Consider the following 18,812-nt stretch of genomic DNA (forward strand, 5'->3'; position numbering starts at 1 on the left):
AACGACGCCATTCCCCTGTGGGAGCGGGCTTGCTCGCGAAAGCGGTGTGTCAGACAACATTAATGCTGACTGACACGGCCCCTTCGCGAGCAAGCCTGCTCCCACAGTTGATTCGAGTTGGGTCAGATATCCTTGTGGCGCTTACCCACCAACTTCATCACCACCACAAAAAACACCGGCACAAACAGCACTGCCAGGGTTGCCGTGATCATCCCGCCGATCACCCCGGTGCCAATGGCTTGCTGGCTCGCCGAGCTGGCCCCGGTGGCAATCGCCAGCGGCACCACGCCGAGGATGAATGCCAGCGAGGTCATGACAATCGGTCGCAAGCGCAACCGCGCGGCTTGCAGGGTGGCGTCGATCAGGTCGTGGCCTTCGTCGTACAGGCTCTTGGCGAATTCGATGATCAGGATCGCGTTTTTCGCCGACAGGCCGATGATGGTGATCAGCCCGACCTTGAAGAACACGTCGTTGGGCATCCCGCGCAAGGTCACCGCCAGTACCGCGCCGAGTACGCCGAGCGGCACCACCAGCAGCACTGAGGTCGGGATTGACCAGCTCTCATACAACGCCGCCAGGCACAGGAACACGATCAGCAGCGACAACCCGAGCAGAATCGGTGCCTGACTGCCGGACAAACGTTCCTGCAACGACAGACCGGTCCATTCCTGGCCCAATCCCGCCGGGCCTTGCGCCACCAGCCGTTCGATTTCCGCCATGGCTTCGCCGGTGCTGTGACCGGGCGACGGTTCGCCGGAAATACTGATCGCCGGATAGCCGTTGTAGCGGGTCAATTGCGTCGGGCCCTGGGTCCATTTGGCCTGGACGAAAGCGGACAATGGCACCATTTTTCCGGCGTTGTTGCGCACGTGAATTTTCAGCAGGTCTTCGACCTGACTGCGCCGATCACCTTCGGCTTGGACGACGACGCGCTGCATCCGCCCTTGGTTCGGGAAGTCATTGATGTAGGCCGAACCCACGGCGGTGGACAGCACGCTGCCGACATCGGCAAACGAAACCCCCAGCGCGTTGGCTTGTTTACGGTCCACTTCCAGTTGCACTTGCGGGGCTTCGGCCAGGGCGCTTTCGCGCACATTCATCAGGATCGGACTTTTCTCCGCCGCCGCCAGTAACTGCGTGCGTGCCTCCATCAGCGTGGCATGGCCGAGGCCGCCGCGATCCTGCAGGCGGAACTCGAAACCACTGGAAGTGCCGAGACCGTCCACCGGTGGCGGCAATACGGCAAACACCACGGCGTTCTTGATCTGGCTGAGGGCGATGTTGGCGCGGTCAGCAATCGAGCTGGCCGAGTCATCGCTGCTGCGCTCGGACCAATCCTTCAACGTGGTAAAGGCCAACGCCGCGTTCTGCCCACTGCCAGAGAAGCTGAAGCCGAGAATCACCGTGCTGTCGCCTACGCCGGGTTCCGAGGCGTTATGTTTTTCGATTTGCTCTACCACCTGCACCGTGCGGTTCTTGCTTGCGCCCGGTGGCAGTTGGATGTCGGTGATGGTGTAACCCTGGTCTTCCACCGGCAGGAACGAGGAGGGCAGGCGACTGAAGCACAGGCCCAAACCGATCAGCAGCACGCCGTAGATCAGCAGGTAACGCCCGGTGCGTTTCAGCGCATAGGCGACCCAGCCCTGATAACGCACGGTCAGCTGTTCGAAGCGACGGTTGAACCAGCCGAAGAAACCACCCTTTTCGTGATGCTCACCCTTGGCAATCGGCTTGAGCAGCGTTGCGCACAGCGCCGGGGTCAAGGTCAGGGCGAGGAAGGCCGAGAACAGAATCGAGGTGGCCATCGATAGCGAGAACTGCTGGTAAATCACCCCCACCGAACCCTGCATGAACGCCATCGGAATAAACACCGCCACCAGCACCAGGGTGATGCCGATGATCGCACCGGTGATCTGCTTCATCGCCTTGCGCGTCGCTTCCTTGGGCGACAGACCCTCGGTGACCATGATCCGCTCGACGTTCTCCACCACCACGATGGCGTCGTCCACCAGAATGCCGATGGCCAGGACCATGCCGAACATGGTCAGCACGTTAATCGAGAAACCCAGCGCGAGCATGGTGGCAAAGGTGCCCATTAACGCCACCGGCACCACCAGCGTCGGGATCAGCGTGTAGCGAATGTTTTGCAGGAACAGGAACATCACCGCGAACACCAGCAACATCGCCTCGCCCAAGGTGTAGACCACTTTGGTGATCGAGACTTTGACGAAGGGCGAGGTGTCGTACGGGATCTTGTATTCGACGTTGGCCGGGAAGTAGCGCGCCAGGTCGTCCATCTTCGCCCGCACGGCGGTGGCGGTGTTCAGGGCGTTGGCCCCCGGTGACAGCTGCACGCCGACGGCGGTGGACGGCTTGCCGTTCAGGCGGGTGCCGAACTGGTATTCCTGGCTGCCGATCTCGACCCGCGCCACATCGCCGATACGCACCGTGGAGCCGTCGGGACTGGCCTTGAGCACGATGTCGGCAAATTCTTCCGGCGTCGACAACTGGCCCTTGACCATGATGGTCGCGGTGATTTCCTGGGTGCTGCGGGTCGGCAAGTCACCGATGCTGCCGGCCGACACCTGGGCGTTCTGCGCGACGATCGCGGCGTTGACGTCAGCCGGGGTCAGGTTGAAACCGATCAGCTTCTGCGGGTCGATCCAGATCCGCATCGCCCGTTCGGCGCCGTACAACTGGGCCTTGCCGACACCGTCGAGGCGCTTGATCTCGTTCATCACGTTGCGCGCCAGGTAATCGCTGAGCGCCACGTCGTCGAGCTTGCCGTCGCTGGAGGTCAGGGTGATCAGCAACAGGAAGCCGGAGGAGACTTTCTCCACCTGCAAGCCTTGCTGGTTCACGGCCTGGGGCAGCCGCGACTCAATGACTTTGAGGCGGTTTTGCACATCGACCTGCGCCATCTCGGGGTTGGTGCCCGGTTGGAACGTCGCCTTGATGGTGGCGCTGCCGAGGCTGCTTTGGGATTCGAAATACAGCAGGTGATCGGCGCCATTGAGCTCTTCCTCGATCAGGCTGACCACGCTCTCATCGATGGTCTGCGCCGAGGCGCCCGGGTACACGGCGTAGATTTCGATCTGCGGCGGCGCGACATCGGGGTACTGCGCCACCGGCAGCTGCGGAATGGCCAGGGCACCGGCCAGCAGGATGAACAACGCGACCACCCAGGCGAAAACCGGGCGGTCGATAAAGAACTGCGGCATAAAAAAGCGTCCTGCTTACTGACCAGAAACCTGGGCAAGTGGAAGAGGGGTGTCGTCGATCTGCACTTTCTCGCCGGGCTTGGCGTGTTGCAGGCCTTCGGTGACGATGCGGTCGCCGGGCTTGAGGCCACCGCTGACGATCCAGCGATCGTTCTGCACCGCGCTCAGTTGCACCGGTTGCAGGCCGACCCGCTGCTCGGCATCAAGCAACATCACTTGGGCAACCCCAGCGCTGTCACGCTGGATAGCCCGTTGCGGCACGCTGATGCCTTGCTGATTGACCGCTTGTTCAATCCGTACACGGACGAAACTGCCAGGCAGCAAGTCGAGGTCCGGGTTAGGGAACTCGCTGCGCAGGATGATCTGGCCAGTGCCCGGATCAACGCTGATTTCGGCGAACAGCAGTTTGCCCGGCAGCGGATAAAGGCTGCCGTCATCCTGGATCAGCGTGGCCTTGGCCTGATCCTGGCCGACCTGCTGCAGGTTTCCGGAACGGAATGCCCGACGCAGGTCGTTGAGTTCCCGGGTCGACTGCGTGAGGTCGGCGTGAATCGGGTTCAATTGCTGGATCAACGCCAGCGGGGTGGTTTCGTTCTGTCCGACCAGTGCGCCTTCGGTGACCAGGGCGCGCCCGATACGCCCGGAAATCGGCGCGGTGACGGTGGCGTAACCGAGGTTCAGCTTGGCCCGGGTGACGGCTGCCTTGTTGGCCGCCACATCAGCGGCGGTCTGCCGGGCATTGGCCCGGGCGTTGTCGTAGTCCTGGCCGCTGATGGCATTGCCTTCGATCAACTGCGAATAGCGCTGCTCCTGCAATTTGGCCTGGAACGCATTGGCCTCGGCCTTGCGCAACGCCGCTTCGGCGCTGTCCAGATCGGCCTTGAACGGTGCCGGGTCGATGCGGAACAGCACGTCGCCCTGTTTCACGTCGCTGCCTTCGCGGAAGGTGCGTTGCAGCACCACGCCGGCGACCCGGGCGCGGACTTCGGCAATGCGCGGCGCGGCAATCCGCCCGCTCAGTTCGCTGCTGATCGACAGTGGCCGCGCTTCGATGGTTTCGATGCGCACGGTGGCCAGTGGCGCCGCTTCTTCAGCGGTCGAAGACTTGTCACATGCGCTCAGTGTCAACGCCAGTGCAATCAGGCTGAGCGTGGCAAGCAGGTTCTTTGACATGTGAATACCCCAATAATGACCCCGGCATCCTACGGGGAGTCGGCGAGAGTAGCGGTGAAGCTTTGTAGGCGCTGTGTGAAATTGTGTAAGGGTTTTACTCGCGGGTGCGTGAGGGCGTATATCCTTGGGCCCTTGAATTTCTCAGCGACCGTTCGGGCGCCTTCGCGGGCAAGCCTCGCTCCTACAGGGGAATGCGATACCTGTGTAGGAGCGAGGCTTGCCCGCGAAGAGGCCCGAAAGATCGCCACAGCACTTTTTCTGGAAACACCCCATGCCCAACATCCTCCTGGTCGAAGACGACACCGCGCTCTCCGAACTGATCGCCAGCTACCTGGAACGCAACGGCTATAGCGTGAGCGTGATCAGCCGCGGCGACCATGTGCGCGAACGTGCGCGGGTCAATCCGCCGGACCTGGTCATCCTCGACCTGATGCTGCCGGGCCTCGATGGGCTGCAAGTCTGCCGCTTGCTGCGCGCGGACTCGGCAACGTTGCCGATCCTGATGCTCACCGCCCGGGACGACAGCCACGATCAGGTGCTGGGCCTGGAAATGGGCGCCGACGACTATGTCACCAAACCCTGCGAGCCGCGCGTATTGCTGGCCCGGGTGCGCACCTTACTACGGCGCAGCAGCCTCGGCGAACCGCAGACCGCCAACGACCGCATCCTGATGGGCAACCTGTGCATCGACCTGTCCGAGCGCACCGTGACCTGGCGCGAACAATTGGTGGAGTTGTCCAGCGGCGAATACAACCTGCTGGTGGTGCTGGCCCGGCATGCCGGCGAAGTGCTGAGTCGCGATCAGATCCTGCAACGCCTGCGTGGCATCGAATTCAATGGCACCGACCGCTCGGTGGACGTGGCCATTTCCAAGCTGCGCCGCAAGTTCGACGACCATGCCGGCGAAGCGCGCAAGATCAAGACCGTGTGGGGCAAGGGTTACCTGTTCAGTCGCTCCGAGTGGGAATGCTGAGGCGATGTTCAGAATCCTCTTTCGCCTGTACCTGGTGACGATCGTTTCCTACAGCGCCGCGATTTATCTGGTACCGGACGTGGTGATCAAGCTGTTCCATGAACGCTTCGTCACCTACAACCTCGATTATTCCCGTGGCTTGCAGACCCTGATCGTCAAGCAATTCCACGCTGTGCCGACTGAACAATGGCCAGCGCTGGCGGCGGAAATGGACAAGGAGTTCCAGCCGCTGGACATCGTCTTGAGTGGCAAGGATGACGAGGATTTCACCCTGGATGAGCGCGAACGTTTGCACCGTGGCGAGAACGTGGTGCGCATCGGCGACTGGGGCTGGCGCACCTTGGCGGTGGCGCCGCTGAACGAGCAGACCGTCGTGCAAATGGTGGTGCCGCCGGACCCGCTGGACGTCAATCTGTTGTACTGGAGCATCAACGTGCTGATCGGCGCGATGATGCTCGCATGTCTGCTGCTGTGGCTGCGCCCGCACTGGCGCGACCTGGAACGCCTGAAAGGCACGGCGGAGCGTTTCGGCAAAGGGCACTTGAGCGAACGCACGAAGATCTCCCACACGTCCAATATCGGCAGCCTGGCCAACGTGTTCGACACCATGGCCGGCGATATCGAAAACCTGCTCAATCAACAGCGCGATTTGCTCAACGCGGTGTCCCACGAACTGCGCACGCCGCTGACACGCCTGGATTTCGGCCTGGCCCTGGCCCTGTCCGACGACATGCCGACAGCGAGCCGCGAGCGCCTGCAAGGGTTGGTTGCGCACATCCGTGAACTGGATGAATTGGTGCTGGAGTTGCTGTCCTACAGCCGCCTGCAAAATCCGGCGCGCTTGCCGGAGCGGGTTGAAGTGTCGCTCGATGAATTCATCGACAGCATTCTGGGCAGTGTCGACGAAGAGTTGGAATCGCCGGATATCGTGATTGATGTATTGCTGCATGGTCAGCTTGAGCGCTTCACCCTCGACCCGCGCCTGACCGCGCGGGCGCTGCAAAACCTGCTGCGCAATGCGATGCGCTACTGTGAAAAGCGCATTCAGATTGGCGTGCAGGTGTGTGCCAAGGGCTGCGAGATCTGGGTCGATGACGATGGGATCGGCATTCCGGAGGATGAGCGGGAGCGGATTTTTGAACCGTTTTATCGGCTGGATCGCAGTCGGGATCGTGCCACCGGTGGCTTCGGACTCGGGTTGGCCATCAGCCGCCGCGCCCTCGAAGCGCAGGGCGGGACGTTGACGGTCGAGGCTTCGCCGCTGGGTGGGGCGCGGTTCAGGTTGTGGTTGCCAACCCCGACCTGACGCTCGGATGGTCAGACACGGTGTTCGCTCGTAGCAGCTGCCGAGGCACGCGTTCGCTCGTAGCAGCTGCCGAGGCACGAGGCTGCGTTCGGCTGCGCAGCAGTCGTGAAATCAGGCGACGCGGTGTTTCAGAAAGACCGTGCGCTCAGGTTTTACGACTGCTTCGCAGCCGAACGCAGCCTCGTGCCTCGGCAGCTGCTACTAGCGAACGCTTGCCTTGGCAGCTGCTACGGTCGTGCGGTGTCAGTCGAGTATCGCGGTGGATTGAATCAACCCGACCCCAGCCACCTGCATCCGCTCAATCGCCGCCGCCAGCGAACCGTCCAGATCAATCGCCCGACACGCATCCAACACCACAATCGCATTGAACCCCGCCGCCCGCGCATCCAGCGCGGAATACATCACGCAGAAATCCAGCGCCAACCCGACCATATAAACCGTGTCGATGCCGCGTTCCTTCAAGTACCCGGCCAAGCCCGTGGTGGTCGTGCGATCGGCCTCCAGAAACGCCGAATAACTGTCGATATCCGGATTGCAGCCCTTGCGGATGATCAGTTGTGCGTGGGGCAAGTCCAAATCTGCGTGGAGTGCCGACCCAGGGGTATCCCGCACACAGTGCACCGGCCACAACGTCTGCTCGCCGTACGGCAATTGAATCATCTCGTAAGGCTGGCGCCCCGGGTGGCTGGACGCAAACGAGGCATGCCCGGCGGGGTGCCAGTCCTGGGCAATGATCACCTGCTTGAATTGGCCGCCCAATTGATTGATCAACGGCACGATCAGGTCACCTTCAGGCACCGCCAGTTGGCCGCCGGGGATGAAGTCGTTCTGAACATCGATCACCAGCAACGCGGTACGTGAAGGGTAGAGCGAGGGATGCGGCATGGGGTGTTTCCTCCTTGGAAGTCAGGCGCCAAGCATAGTGATGATTGGCGTTATACGCTCAGCCGACTTCTCAAGACTTTGGCCATGTCCTCAAGATCCGCCACGGGGTTGTGCCCGATCAGCATCCAGGCGTGCTCCGTGTCGGTCCAGAACACGACGTTCATGTCGTGCCGACGTTCATGGGCAAACGGCCGGCTGCCTTTGTTGGAACGGGTGACACACAGCGCCATCGGGCCGTGGGTGGGGTCGAGATAGGTGATCTGGGCGATGGGGACGCCTTCGTACTCGAGGATTTGCGCGCGTTTGAGCTCCAGGCGCGGCAAAGCCAGTTTTGCCGGCGCGAGGCTCAGGCCCAAACGGCTGTCGATGGTGCGCAGTTGCGCGCGCTGAGTCGCCTCATCGCCAGGCAAGTGTTCGAGGGTTTGCGGCACGTAAAGCGACATGTAATCGGCGACCAGCCCGCGCCAGTTGCTTTTCTTTTGACTCAACTGCCAGCCGAGGAACAATCGATCGGCCACCACGCTGCTCACCACCAAACCGGCGGCTGCCGCCAGAAACCAGCGACGGTTCAGCGCCGGACGGGCAGGGCTGGGCAGGGTGTCGAGCATGGCTTGCAGGCGATCCGTCGGCGCTTGCTTGCCCAGCTCTTCATAAGCGTCCTTGAACGGCAGGTTGCTGCGGGCCAGCCACTGCAGGCGCAGGCTGAGCGCCGGGTCATCGTGGAGGGCGGCGTCGATGTGGCTGCGTTGTTCGGTGTCGAGCTGGTCGTCGAGGTAGGCCACCAACTGTTCATCGGTCGGGATCGTCGGGCGTAGGGGGTCGGTCATCGACGTTCTCCAGTGGTGGGGCTCGGTACGGCGTGCAAGGGCGGGTACTCCGCCAGTTTCAGGCGGGCGGTGGCCAGGCGGCTCATGACCGTGCCAATCGGCACTTGCAGCACCTCGGCCACTTCGCGGTAGGACAAGCCTTCGACATAGGCCAGGTACACCGTTTCGCGCTGGGCTTCGGGCAGGGCATCGACGCGCCGGATCACCTGGGCGGCCAGCACATGGGTTTGCGCCGCGTGTTCGCCGTCGAACGACAGCGCCTCGTCGGCGTTCACCAACCCCTGGCCCAGGCGCACACGCCGGGCGCGCACTTCATTGAGCCAGATCGAGTGCAAGATGCTTAGCAGCCAGCGGTCCATGCGCGTGCCCGGCACAAATTGCCCGGCCCGTTCCAGCGCCCGCACGCACGTGGCTTGCACCAGGTCTTCGGCCACATGCCGTTGCCGGGACAGCAGCAAGCCGTAGCGCCATAACCGCGCCAGATGCTGGCCCAACTCTGCTCGTATTGCTTGATCGCTGGCGATGGCGACCTCCGTCCGTTCGGTGTCAGGTTTTCGATGAATCGTGGATGGCTTCGGCCAGGTCCTGGTATTCCTCGCAAGTGCTGCCACAGATCGATTTGATCTGCTGCAACTGCTCCTGGGCAAGGTCCAGTCGGCCCTTGATCACATAAGCCTCGCCGAGGTATTCGCGCACTTGCGCATACTGCGGGTCGAGTTTGACCGATTGCAGGTAATAGCCGATGCCTTCATCGGTTCGGCCCAGTTTACGCGTGGCGTAGCCGCGATAGTTGAGGGCTTTGGCGGTGTTGGGCTCTTTGAGGGTATCGAGCACCGCCAGGGCTTCTTCGTAGCGCCCGTCCTTGGCCAGGCGATAGGCGTAATCGGTACGGTCGGCGTCCGGCACCAGGCGGCTGGTTTGCAGCGCGCATTTGCCCGACTTGCTGTCGAACACCTGGCCTTTGGGGCAATTGGGCTTGGCCGGGGCGTCGTCGTCGCCATTGGCCCATGCGTGAGCGCTGGACAGCGCGGCGACCAGTAGCAGCGGGGCGGTCAAAACAGCAAAACGGAGAGTCATTGGGGCAGTCCTCCACAAGTTGATACGTTTCAGTTCGAATCGCGTCCTGGCAGCATCCGGCGCAGGGTGCCGTCACGCAGGCCGTAATGATGGACCAGCGCCATCACCGCATGCAGCCCGGCCAGAATCACGATGGCCCAGGCCACGTTTTCATGCAGGCCACCAAACACCGATTTTATGCTTTTATCGAACGTCATCAGTGTTGGGACATCGAACAGCCCGAAGAAGTTGAACGGTTCGGCCTGGGCCCAGCGAAACAGAAAACCCAGCACGATCTGGCTCAGCAACAACAGGTACAACGCCAGGTGCGCGGTTTTCGCCGCAATGTTCATCATGCCTTGATTGGCGGGTGGCAAACGCCGGCCACGGGACAAGCGCCAGAGCAGCCGCCCGATCACAATCACCGCCAACAGAATGCCGCAGGAGATATGTACCGACTGCAAACCCTTGCGCAGCGGCGTGCCTTTGGCCAGTTGCTCCCAGATTTGCGCGCTGGCGAACATGAAGATCACCAGCGCGGCGGTCAGCCAGTGCAAAGTCATGGTCAGGCGGTCATAACGTGTCGGCGAATCGGCGTTCGTGCGGGTCATGGGCAATCCTCTTGGGCGATGTAAGGTGAACACCGCTGTGTGAACAATTATTCATTTTTTTGTGCGGGTCTTTGCAAGGAAAGCCCAAGCCCAGACGCTATGCTCGACAGCATCGCTGATGAGCGGGAGAACTGTCATGAGAGAGCACATTCACCCTGCCGCCGCCGATGGCTATAGAACCGGCGCCGACACCTACGTGCGTGGCCGCCCGGACTACCCGCCGCAAGTGGCCGACTGGCTGACCGGCACCCTGGGCTTGAATGCCGACAAAACCGTTATCGACCTCGGCGCCGGCACTGGCAAGTTCACCGGACGGCTGGTGGCCACCGGCGCGCAGGTGATTGCCGTGGAGCCGGTGCCGGAAATGCTGGAAAAATTGTCCGCCGCATTGCCCGACGTGCTGGCGGTGAGCGGCACCGCGACTGATCTGCCGCTGCCGAATGCCTCGGTGGATGTGGTGGTCTGCGCCCAGGCGTTTCACTGGTTCGCCAGCCCTGAAGCGCTGAGCGAAATTGCCCGGGTGCTCAAGCCGGGCGGCAAGCTTGGCCTGGTGTGGAACCTGCGCGATACCCGAGTCAGTTGGGTGCCGAAGCTCGATGCGATCGTCAATGCGCTGGAAGGTGACACCCCGCGTTATTACACCGGCGCCTGGCGCCTGGCCTTTCCGCATACGGCTTTCGGGCCGTTGCAGGCCGAGCATTTCGGGCATGGGCACACGGGTTCGCCGGAAGATGTGATTTTCAATCGGGTACGGTCTACCAGTTTTATTGCGGCGTTGCCCAAGGTGCAGCGGGACAGGGTGGATGCGCAGCTCAGGGCGTTGGTTGAGGGCGAGCCGGAGTTGTGCGGCAAGGAGATGATTACTGTGCCTTATGTGACGGCGGCGTTTGTGGCTGTTAAAGGCAGTTAAATGGGTGGTGTGCCCGCCCAGACACCACACCTCCCGGACCAGTCCCGCATTTGGCCGAACCGCTGCCTTACTCCCACCCGCGATGCCTTGTTATAGTTCGGGCCTCATTTTCCGTCCGGTCAAGGATCACTGCCATGTCTCAGTACACTGCGTTCACCGTCGAACTCGCCGACAAAATCGCCCATGTGCAGATCAACCGCCCGGACAAGATCAACTCGATGAACGCCGCGTTCTGGAGCGAGATCATCGATATTTTCCAATGGATCGACGACACCGACGAAGTGCGCGTGGTGGTCCTCAGCGGCACCGGCAAACACTTTTCCTCGGGCATCGACCTGATGATGCTGGCCGGCGTGGCCAACGAACTGGGCAAGGACGTCGGCCGCAATGCGCGCCTGCTGCGACGCAAGATCCTCGCCCTGCAAGCCTCGTTCAATGCGGTCGATAACTGCCGTAAACCGGTGCTCGCAGCCATCCAGGGTTACTGCCTGGGCGGCGCCATCGACCTGATCGCCGCCTGCGACATGCGCTACGCCGCCGACGACGCGCAATTCTCGATCAAGGAAATCGACATCGGCATGGCCGCCGACGTTGGCACCCTGCAACGCTTGCCGCGGATCATCGGTGACGGCATGCTGCGTGAACTGGCTTACACTGGTCGCCAGTTTGGTGCCGAAGAAGCGCGCGGCATGGGCCTGGTCAATCGGGTCTACAACGACCGCGACAGCCTGCTCGATGGCGTGATGGGCATTGCCCGGGAGATCGCCGGCAAGTCGCCGATCGCCATCACCGGCACCAAGGAAATGATCAGCTACATGCGCGACCATCGCATCGACGACGGCCTCGAATACGTCGCCACCTGGAACGCCGCCATGCTGCAATCCACCGACTTGCGCGTGGCCATGGCCGCCCATATGAGCAAACAGAAACCCGAATTTCTGGACTGATTAAACATGACTTCACGCTGGACCACCGCAGTACTGGACACCGATCAACCCGGCGGCTGGGCCGTGGCACGCAGCCCTGAAGGCTTTCTGTTCGATGACAACGGCGCGCTGTTCCCCCGGGAATGGCTCAAGCGCCAGGACTTGTCGATTCTTGCCGAGCATGGCATCGGTCACTTGGATGGCGAACCGGTTTACCTGCTGGAATTGCGCAGTGCCAGCGAAGTGCCGGGATGCAACTGGAAAGGCCTGCGGGCATTTATGCTGGAGGGCGATCACACCGTCTACAAGGTGCTCGGTTACGCCGCGCAGATTGGCACTTGGTACCGTGAACACCGTTTTTGCGGTAACTGCGGGCAGGCGACCCATCAGGTTCCCCGCGAGCGGGCGATGTACTGCGAGCCGTGCGATATCCGCTATTACCCGCGGATTTCGCCGAGCATGATCGTGCTGGTCACCCGTGGCGACGAAGTCCTGCTGGCAAGGTCGCCACGCTTCGTGACCGGGGTCTACAGCACGCTGGCGGGGTTTGCCGAGCCGGGTGAGTCGGCCGAGGATTGCCTGATTCGTGAGGTCCGCGAAGAAGTGCAGATCGAGGTCAAGAACATCCAGTACATGGGCAGCCAGTGCTGGCCGTTCCCGCATTCGATGATGCTGGGGTTTCACGCCGAATACGCGGGCGGCGAGATTGTCTGCCAGGAAGACGAGATCGAAGACGCCCAGTGGTTCAACATCCACGCGATGCCGCCATTGCCGGCCTCGCGCTCGATTGCCCGTTACCTGATCGACGTCTATCTGGCGCGGCGTTTAGGCCACGCTGAACCAGTGTTGCCAGGCTAACCGCACGGTCAAGCCCAGCACCACGGTGATGAACACCGGGCGAATGAACTTGGCTCCGCCGCTGATGGCGGAGCGGGCGCCGAAGAACGCGCCAACCATCACCGACAGGCCCATGCTCAGGCCGATCACCCAATCCACTTGCCCGGAAAACACGAACACCGACAGCGCCGCAATGTTGCTGACGAAGTTCATGCTGCGCGCCACGCCGCTGGCCTTCACCAGGTCGATGGGGTACATGAGCATGCTGCTGACGGTCCAGAACGCACCGGTGCCGGGGCCGGCCACGCCGTCGTAGAAACCCAGGCTGAAGCCTTGGGTCGATTGCCACTTTTTCTTGATCGGTGCGTCGCTGTCCAGCGGCGCTTTCGGCGTGCCACCAAACAACAGGTAGACGCCACAGGCGAAGACAATCACCGGCAGCATCTTGTTCAGCCATTCGGCGGGCAGGTAATGGGCGACCACGGCGCCGGTCAGCGCGCCGACCAATGTACCGACGATGGCATGCACCCATTGCCTTGGGTGAAACAGCTTGCGCCGGTAGAAGGTGAAACTGGCGGTGGCCGAGCCGAAGGTCGAACTGAGTTTGTTGGTGCCCAGCACCAGGTGCGGCGGCAGGCCAGCGGTCAGCAGCGCAGGCGTGGTCAACAGCCCGCCACCGCCGGCGATGGCGTCGATGAAACCGGCAATGAAAGCGACAACGGCCAGAATGGCCAGGGTGGTGAGGTCAACGCTGAGTTCGAAAGGCATGGAATCGGCTTATTCGGCGGGGCGCAGAAAGGGCTGCGGGGAAGGCCGGTATCTTACCTAGAAAGCCGGCTTCTTACAGCTGAACGTTCCCACGCAGAGCGTGGGAACGATCAAATTCTTGCGGCGACCCGTCTGGCCTCATCGCGGGCAAGCCTTGCTCCTACAGATCGCGCAACCTGTAGGAGCGAGCCCCGAAGAACGATAACGCGGTCTTTTAATCTTCCTCGCGCACCGTCGCTACATCATTGGCATTGACCTTCACTTTCGCTCCGGAAATATCCTCGAACTCGTAGAAGCCATCTTTGGTTTTGGTTTTCGGCATGTCCTTGGTCAAATACTGGGTGCCGTTCTGCAGGGTCACCACCGTTGGCGTCGAGCAACCGGCCAGGGCCAGAAAGGCTGCTACTGCCAGGGGCAGGCCCAGGGTCTTGATATTCATACATACCTCTCATGATGCTGAAAAAAACAGTGTGACGGCTACTGTCATCACTGTGACTCTATGGTGGTTGGTGCCATGGGTGCTCGGAAAGTTCGATGGTCACCGCAAAAATGCCCGATTGGCTGCGCCGCCCATCCTTTTCCGTTTGCACCGGACCGGGCAGAGCTGGTATCTGTACGCATAACCAGTACTCGCTCGCCATGGCCCTTATTTCCTGTGACTGCAAACCCGCTCGACAATCCGTTCTATTACTTGAACAACTTCATGCAAGTGCTTGATTGGCTTGAGCATCGCTATGCCGACGTGTTGAGTGTAGAGGAGCAACGCTTCATTGCCGAATTCAATCGGCTGCCCCGTGAGTCTCGGGCACTGCTGGTGCGGATGGTGATGCGCAAGGGCCTGCATTTCCGGGCCGGTAAGCTGCATTACATCGAGATCGGCGATATCGCCATTGCGGCTGGCCCATTGCTGGAATTGGGCTGGATCGATGAGCAGGCACCGTTATTAATAGAAGAACTGTTCGACGTATTGCTCAAGGCCGAAATCCTGCAATGCCTGGGGCACGCTATCGACCAGCCCAAAGGCAAAAAGACCGATTGGTTGCCGCTTTTGAGCGAGCAATTCCCCGAATCCCGCCATTTTGCGCAGTGGTGCCCGACCCTGGATGACCGCTTGTTCAGCCTGACCATCATGGGTCTGTGTGACCGCTTGCGGCTGATGTTCTTCGGCAATCTTTACCAGGATTGGTCGGAGTTCGTGTTGGCGGATCTCGGTATCTTTACCTATGAAAAAGTCGAATTCTGCGCCGACTCTCGAGGCCTGCGCAGCCGTGAAGACGTGGACGCCTGTGTGTTTCTGCATGAGTGTCAGCAGCGTTTCGAGGCCGGTGAAGAGGTCGGTGCCGTTGTCGAGCAGATCAATGCTTTGGTGCTGAGCAATCCCTGGCTGCAACGGCGGCGGGGCAAGTTATTGTTCCAGATCGGCCAGTACTGCGAACGCGTCGCCGATTTCTCCACGGCGTTGGGCATCTACCGTGAATGTGCTTACCCCGGCGCGCGCCTGCGCTTGATCCGGGTGCTGGAACGTTGCGCTGAATACGCGTTGGCCCTGGAATTGGCGATCATCGCCGAGTCATCGCCGGAAAGCGCCGCCGAACAGCAGCAATTGCTCCGCGTGCTGCCAAGGCTGCGGCGCAAACTGGGTGGGCCGCCGATCAAACGCGCAGGCCCGCGGGCCATGGAGCGCCTGGATTTGCAATTGCCGCGCACCGATCTGGCGCTGTCAGTGGAATATTACGTGCAGGCGCACTTGGCCGAAGAGGCGGCGCCGGTGCATTACGTCGAGAACAGCCTGATCAACTCGCTGTTCGGCTTGCTCTGCTGGCCGGCGATCTTCGCGCCGTTGCCGGGGGCGTTTTTCCACCCGTTCCAGCGCGGGCCGGTGGATTTGCTCAATGAAGACTTTCATCCGCGCCGGGCCAATTTGTTCCAGGCCTGTCTCGCCGAACTGGATGACGGGCGCTACCGCCAGACCATCCGCGAGCGTTACCTGGCCAAGTGGGGCGTGCAGTCGCCGTTCGTGTTCTGGGGCGCGCTGACCGAGGACTTGCTCGATCAGGCGCTGGACTGCCTGCCGGCCGAGCACCTCAAGCACTGGTTCAACCGCCTGCTGCTGGACATCAAGGCCAATCGCGCCGGCATGCCGGACCTGATCCAGTTCTGGCCGCAGGACAAGACCTACCGCATGATCGAAGTCAAAGGCCCCGGCGATCGCCTGCAAGACAATCAACTGCGCTGGCTGGAGTTCTGCCACGAACACCAGATGCCGATTGCCGTGTGCTACGTGCAATGGGCGGAGCAGAGCGCTTGAGCTACAGCATTGCGGTGCGGGCGCTGTGTGAGTTCACCGCCAAGGTCGGAGACCTCGACCTGCGCTTCACCCCATCACCGACGGCGCTGGAAGGCATCGTCGGCCATCGCACCGTGGCATCACGCCGTAACGACAGCTACCAAAGCGAAGTCGCGCTGGAAGGCCTGTACCAAACCTTGAAGGTCAAGGGCAGGGCGGACGGCTACGACCCGGCGCAAAACTGCCTGGAAGAAGTCAAAACCTATCGCGGTGACCTCAGCAAACAACCGGCCAACCACCGCCAGTTGCATTGGGCTCAGGCCAAGGTCTACGGCTGGCTGATGTGCCAGAAGCTGCAACTGCAACAGATCAACCTGGCGCTGGTGTACTTCGACATCGTCAGCGAAAAGGAAACCTGCCTGGTCGAGGGGTTCAGCGCCGATGTACTGGGCGAGTTCTTCGAACACCATTGCCAGTTGTTCCTGTATTGGGCCGAGCAGGAAATGGCCCATCGCGACGCACGCAATCAAGCGGCGCAGCAGTTGGCGTTTCCCCATGCCGGGTTTCGTCCGGGGCAACGCCATCTGGCCGAGTCGGTGTTCAAAGCCGTCAGCACCGGCCGCTGCCTGATGGCGCAGGCACCCACCGGGATCGGCAAGACCGTCGGCACGCTGTTCCCGATGCTCAAGGCCCTTGCGCCGCAGGAACTGGACAAGGTGTTCTTCCTCACGGCAAAAACTCCGGGACGCAAACTGGCGCTGGACGCGGCACAGGTGATCCTCGACAGCGCCGGCGCGCCACCGTTGCGCGTGCTGGAGATGATCGCCCGGGACAAGGCCTGCGAACACCCGGACAAAGCCTGCCACGGTGAGTCCTGCCCGTTGGCCCAAGGCTTCTACGATCGTTTGCCCGCCGCACGTCAGGCTGCCAGCCAATTGAGTTTGTTGAACCAGAGCGCCTTGCGTGAAGTGGCGCTGGAACACAACGTGTGCCCGTATTACCTGAGCCAGGAAATGGCCCGTTGGGCGGACGTGGTGGTTGCTGACTACAACTATTACTTCGACTTCAGCGCCTTGCTGTTCTGCCTGGCCCAGGCCAATAACTGGCGGGTCGCGGTGCTGGTGGACGAGGCGCACAACCTGGTAGAGCGGGGCCGGCAGATGTACAGCGCCAGCCTTGATCAAGCGACGCTCAACAGCGTGCGCAAAACCGCGCCGGAGCCGCTGAAGAAATCCTTGCAGCGGGTCAATCGCGAATGGAACGCCCTGCATGACCCGCAACTCAGCCCGTATCAGGCTTATGACAAGGCCCCGGAAAAGCTTCTGCAAGCCTTGTCCTCGTGCAGCGCGAGCATCGGCGACTACCTGAATGACCATCCCCAGGGCCTTGACAGCGCCTTGCAGAATTTCTACTTCGACATGCTGCAGTTTGGCCGGGTGGCGGAGTTGTTCGATGAACAGTTCCTGTTCGACATCAGCAAGCGTGACCTTGAGCGCAAGCGCAACCTGTCGCAGCTGTGCCTGCGCAACGTGGTGCCAGCCGGGTTCATCCGCCCGCGCCTGACCGCAGCGCGCAGCACCGTGCTGTTTTCCGCGACCCTGAGCCCGCGGCATTACTACGCCGACCTGCTCGGCACGCCGCCGAATACCGTGTGCATCGACGTTGAGTCGCCGTTTCATGCGGACCAGTTGCAAGTCAGCATCGTCAGCCAGATTTCAACGCGTTTCGTCCATCGTCAGGCGTCGCTTGAACCGATTGTCGAGCTGATTGCCCGCCAGTTCACCGAGCGCCCCGGCAACTACCTGGCGTTTTTCAGCAGCTTCGATTATTTGCAGCAAGTGGCGCAGTTGCTGGCCGAGCGGCATCCGCGCATCACGCTGTGGTCACAGTCCCGAGGCATGGCCGAACGTCAGCGCCAGGATTTCCTCGACCAGTTCACCAGCCACAGCCAGGGCATTGGTTTCGCAGTGCTGGGCGGGGCGTTTGGGGAAGGCATCGATTTGCCGGGCGCGCGGTTGATCGGCGCCTTTATTGCCACCTTGGGATTGGCGCAACTGAACCCGGTCAACGAGCAAATGAAACACAGGATGGCGGCGATATTCGGTGCGGGTTACGACTACACCTACCTGTACCCCGGCGTGCAGAAAGTGGTGCAAGCCGCCGGGCGGGTGATTCGCACCCAACAGGATCAGGGCGTGGTGATGTTGATCGATGACCGCTTTGGTGACAGCAAGGTCAAGCAGTTGTTGCCGCGCTGGTGGTCGGTTCACTCAGCATCCGCACCCATTGCGCCGCGAAGCGATGACAATCGCCTGGCCAGCGAGCGGTAAGCAATTGACCGTCGCGTACCACAAAGCCGCGTTCCGGCTTGTCTGCTGAATCCCGTTTGGAGAACAACGGGCCACGCTGGAAATCCGCCGGTTGGCGCAGGGCGGCGCGTACTTCGGCTTCGACGGTCTGCCGATACGTCCGGTAATAGCGTCCCAGCCACAACCCGGTGAGCAGCCAGGCCGGTTGTTCCATGGTGCCGGCCACCAGCGCCGTGACCTTGTGCCCATCCAGCACCGGACGCCCGGTGTCAGGGTCAAGGGTGCGCGCCAGCAACAGCACGCCATGGCAAACCGCGGCCACCGGTTTGCCGGTCTGGAAAAAGTGCCGGGCGATGCGCCGGGCCTGGCCGGATTCGAGCAGGCTGCGCATGCCTTTGGCGTGGCCGCCGGGAATCAGCAGCCCGGCAAATTGCGTCGGGTCGACATCGGCGTAGGTCAATGGCTGGTGGAATGCTTCGTCCTCGATCATCCGGGCGTAGCTGGCCAGGTCAGGTTTGCGCGTCATCAGTACGGGATTCAACAGGCCGAAACCGCCGTCTACCAAGCGCGGGTCGGCGTAGGCGGGCAGGCCCTCGGGCGTGGCGAAGCGCACGTCGATTCCGGCCTGGCGCATGGCCTGCCAGGGCACGCTGCTTTCAGTCGGATCGTAATCATGGGTCGGCAACAGCATCAGAATCATCAAGGCAGCTTCCTTGGCCAGCA

17 protein-coding genes are annotated in these 18,812 nt (G+C 61.6%); 7 read left to right on the top strand and 10 right to left on the bottom strand.

Features of this window, described 5'->3' with window-relative positions; all coding sequences use genetic code 11:
* Positions 1–122 precede the first annotated feature (122 nt).
* Both HKK53_RS03190 and HKK53_RS03195 read right to left on the bottom strand, forming a co-directional pair.
* Positions 123–3,221, bottom strand: a complete 3,099-nt coding sequence (locus HKK53_RS03190) for an efflux RND transporter permease subunit (RefSeq protein ID WP_169369387.1) — start codon at positions 3,219–3,221, stop codon at positions 123–125.
* Positions 3,222–3,236: 15 nt separating this feature from the next.
* Complete coding sequence (locus HKK53_RS03195; RefSeq protein WP_169369399.1) at positions 3,237–4,394, bottom strand: efflux RND transporter periplasmic adaptor subunit; 1,158 nt, start codon at positions 4,392–4,394, stop codon at positions 3,237–3,239.
* Positions 4,395–4,665: 271 nt separating this feature from the next.
* Here HKK53_RS03195 and HKK53_RS03200 point away from each other — a divergent pair, with 271 nt between their 5' ends.
* Entirely contained in the window at positions 4,666–5,367 is a 702-nt protein-coding gene (locus HKK53_RS03200) for a response regulator transcription factor (RefSeq protein ID WP_027923024.1), read from the top strand.
* 4 nt (positions 5,368–5,371) lie between these two features.
* Positions 5,372–6,673 carry an ATP-binding protein gene (locus HKK53_RS03205; protein ID WP_169369401.1) on the top strand — a complete coding sequence of 434 codons (1,302 nt, stop codon included), beginning with the start codon at positions 5,372–5,374 and terminating at the stop codon, positions 6,671–6,673.
* A gap of 243 nt (positions 6,674–6,916) precedes the next feature.
* Here the strand turns inward: HKK53_RS03205 and pncA are convergent, their stop codons facing one another.
* Genes pncA through HKK53_RS03230 form a run of 5 tightly spaced genes read right to left on the bottom strand, consistent with a single transcriptional unit; the run spans position 6,917 to position 10,052 of the window.
* Positions 6,917–7,558 carry a bifunctional nicotinamidase/pyrazinamidase gene (gene pncA / locus HKK53_RS03210; RefSeq protein ID WP_169369403.1) on the bottom strand — a complete coding sequence of 214 codons (642 nt, stop codon included), beginning with the start codon at positions 7,556–7,558 and terminating at the stop codon, positions 6,917–6,919.
* Between the two features lie 50 nt (positions 7,559–7,608).
* Entirely contained in the window at positions 7,609–8,385 is a 777-nt protein-coding gene (locus HKK53_RS03215; protein WP_169369405.1) for an anti-sigma factor family protein, read from the bottom strand.
* Positions 8,382–8,879 carry an RNA polymerase sigma factor gene (locus HKK53_RS03220; RefSeq protein WP_202027625.1) on the bottom strand — a complete coding sequence of 166 codons (498 nt, stop codon included), beginning with the start codon at positions 8,877–8,879 and terminating at the stop codon, positions 8,382–8,384. Before HKK53_RS03220 ends, HKK53_RS03215 begins: the two co-directional genes overlap by 4 nt.
* Positions 8,880–8,931: 52 nt before the next feature.
* Positions 8,932–9,462 (bottom strand): tetratricopeptide repeat protein, encoded by a 531-nt coding sequence (locus tag HKK53_RS03225; protein ID WP_169369407.1) that lies wholly within the window; start codon positions 9,460–9,462, stop codon positions 8,932–8,934.
* 29 nt (positions 9,463–9,491) lie between these two features.
* Positions 9,492–10,052 (bottom strand): cytochrome b, encoded by a 561-nt coding sequence (locus HKK53_RS03230; RefSeq protein ID WP_169369409.1) that lies wholly within the window; start codon positions 10,050–10,052, stop codon positions 9,492–9,494.
* A 136-nt stretch (positions 10,053–10,188) separates the two neighbouring features.
* Between HKK53_RS03230 and HKK53_RS03235 the strand changes: the two genes are divergently transcribed.
* From HKK53_RS03235 to nudC, 3 genes are all read left to right on the top strand, one after another.
* A complete protein-coding gene (locus tag HKK53_RS03235) occupies positions 10,189–10,962 on the top strand; it encodes a class I SAM-dependent methyltransferase (protein WP_169369411.1) in 774 nt (257 codons plus the stop codon).
* Positions 10,963–11,096: 134 nt separating this feature from the next.
* Positions 11,097–11,909: a crotonase/enoyl-CoA hydratase family protein gene (locus HKK53_RS03240; protein WP_169369413.1), complete on the top strand. Its 813-nt coding sequence runs from the start codon at positions 11,097–11,099 to the stop codon at positions 11,907–11,909.
* A 6-nt stretch (positions 11,910–11,915) separates the two neighbouring features.
* On the top strand, positions 11,916–12,746 hold the full coding sequence (gene nudC, locus HKK53_RS03245; RefSeq protein WP_169369416.1) for an NAD(+) diphosphatase: 831 nt from the start codon (positions 11,916–11,918) through the stop codon (positions 12,744–12,746).
* On the opposite strand, the gene HKK53_RS03250 is transcribed toward nudC, so the two are convergent.
* Positions 12,714–13,493, bottom strand: a complete 780-nt coding sequence (locus HKK53_RS03250; protein WP_169369418.1) for a TSUP family transporter — start codon at positions 13,491–13,493, stop codon at positions 12,714–12,716. The two genes, nudC and HKK53_RS03250, sit on opposite strands and share 33 nt — an antisense overlap.
* 214 nt (positions 13,494–13,707) lie before the next feature.
* The gene (locus tag HKK53_RS03255) at positions 13,708–13,932 is read right to left on the bottom strand and encodes a YgdI/YgdR family lipoprotein (RefSeq protein ID WP_163910119.1); all 225 of its coding nucleotides are present in this window, start codon (positions 13,930–13,932) and stop codon (positions 13,708–13,710) included.
* Positions 13,933–14,148: 216 nt separating this feature from the next.
* On the opposite strand from HKK53_RS03255, the gene HKK53_RS03260 reads away from it, so the two are divergent.
* Together HKK53_RS03260 and HKK53_RS03265 are read left to right on the top strand one after the other, a co-directional pair.
* Positions 14,149–15,801 carry a VRR-NUC domain-containing protein gene (locus tag HKK53_RS03260; RefSeq protein ID WP_442962278.1) on the top strand — a complete coding sequence of 551 codons (1,653 nt, stop codon included), beginning with the start codon at positions 14,149–14,151 and terminating at the stop codon, positions 15,799–15,801.
* Positions 15,798–18,110, top strand: coding sequence for an ATP-dependent DNA helicase (locus HKK53_RS03265; protein ID WP_169369422.1), 2,313 nt, complete (start codon positions 15,798–15,800; stop codon positions 18,108–18,110). The genes HKK53_RS03260 and HKK53_RS03265 overlap by 4 nt, the downstream gene beginning before the upstream one ends.
* Here the strand turns inward: HKK53_RS03265 and HKK53_RS03270 are convergent.
* Complete coding sequence (locus tag HKK53_RS03270) at positions 18,016–18,789, bottom strand: DJ-1/PfpI family protein (protein WP_169369424.1); 774 nt, start codon at positions 18,787–18,789, stop codon at positions 18,016–18,018. The two genes, HKK53_RS03265 and HKK53_RS03270, sit on opposite strands and share 95 nt — an antisense overlap.
* Positions 18,790–18,812 lie beyond the last annotated feature (23 nt).

The sequence above is a fragment of the Pseudomonas sp. ADAK7 genome, from assembly GCF_012935675.1.
Lineage (GTDB): Bacteria > Pseudomonadota > Gammaproteobacteria > Pseudomonadales > Pseudomonadaceae > Aquipseudomonas.

What these genes read in the sequence shown, in the direction of transcription:
- HKK53_RS03190 (WP_169369387.1), bottom strand. Translation starts at nt 3,221, where the DNA reads ATGCCGCAGTTCTTTATCGACCGCCCGGTTTTCGCCTGGGTGGTCGCG.
- HKK53_RS03195 (WP_169369399.1), bottom strand. Translation starts at nt 4,394, where the DNA reads ATGTCAAAGAACCTGCTTGCCACGCTCAGCCTGATTGCACTGGCGTTG.
- HKK53_RS03200 (WP_027923024.1), top strand. Translation starts at nt 4,666, where the DNA reads ATGCCCAACATCCTCCTGGTCGAAGACGACACCGCGCTCTCCGAACTG.
- HKK53_RS03205 (WP_169369401.1), top strand. Translation starts at nt 5,372, where the DNA reads ATGTTCAGAATCCTCTTTCGCCTGTACCTGGTGACGATCGTTTCCTAC.
- pncA (WP_169369403.1), bottom strand. Translation starts at nt 7,558, where the DNA reads ATGCCGCATCCCTCGCTCTACCCTTCACGTACCGCGTTGCTGGTGATC.
- HKK53_RS03215 (WP_169369405.1), bottom strand. Translation starts at nt 8,385, where the DNA reads ATGACCGACCCCCTACGCCCGACGATCCCGACCGATGAACAGTTGGTG.
- HKK53_RS03225 (WP_169369407.1), bottom strand. Translation starts at nt 9,462, where the DNA reads ATGACTCTCCGTTTTGCTGTTTTGACCGCCCCGCTGCTACTGGTCGCC.
- HKK53_RS03230 (WP_169369409.1), bottom strand. Translation starts at nt 10,052, where the DNA reads ATGACCCGCACGAACGCCGATTCGCCGACACGTTATGACCGCCTGACC.
- HKK53_RS03235 (WP_169369411.1), top strand. Translation starts at nt 10,189, where the DNA reads ATGAGAGAGCACATTCACCCTGCCGCCGCCGATGGCTATAGAACCGGC.
- HKK53_RS03240 (WP_169369413.1), top strand. Translation starts at nt 11,097, where the DNA reads ATGTCTCAGTACACTGCGTTCACCGTCGAACTCGCCGACAAAATCGCC.
- nudC (WP_169369416.1), top strand. Translation starts at nt 11,916, where the DNA reads ATGACTTCACGCTGGACCACCGCAGTACTGGACACCGATCAACCCGGC.
- HKK53_RS03250 (WP_169369418.1), bottom strand. Translation starts at nt 13,493, where the DNA reads ATGCCTTTCGAACTCAGCGTTGACCTCACCACCCTGGCCATTCTGGCC.
- HKK53_RS03255 (WP_163910119.1), bottom strand. Translation starts at nt 13,932, where the DNA reads ATGAATATCAAGACCCTGGGCCTGCCCCTGGCAGTAGCAGCCTTTCTG.
- HKK53_RS03270 (WP_169369424.1), bottom strand. Translation starts at nt 18,789, where the DNA reads ATGATTCTGATGCTGTTGCCGACCCATGATTACGATCCGACTGAAAGC.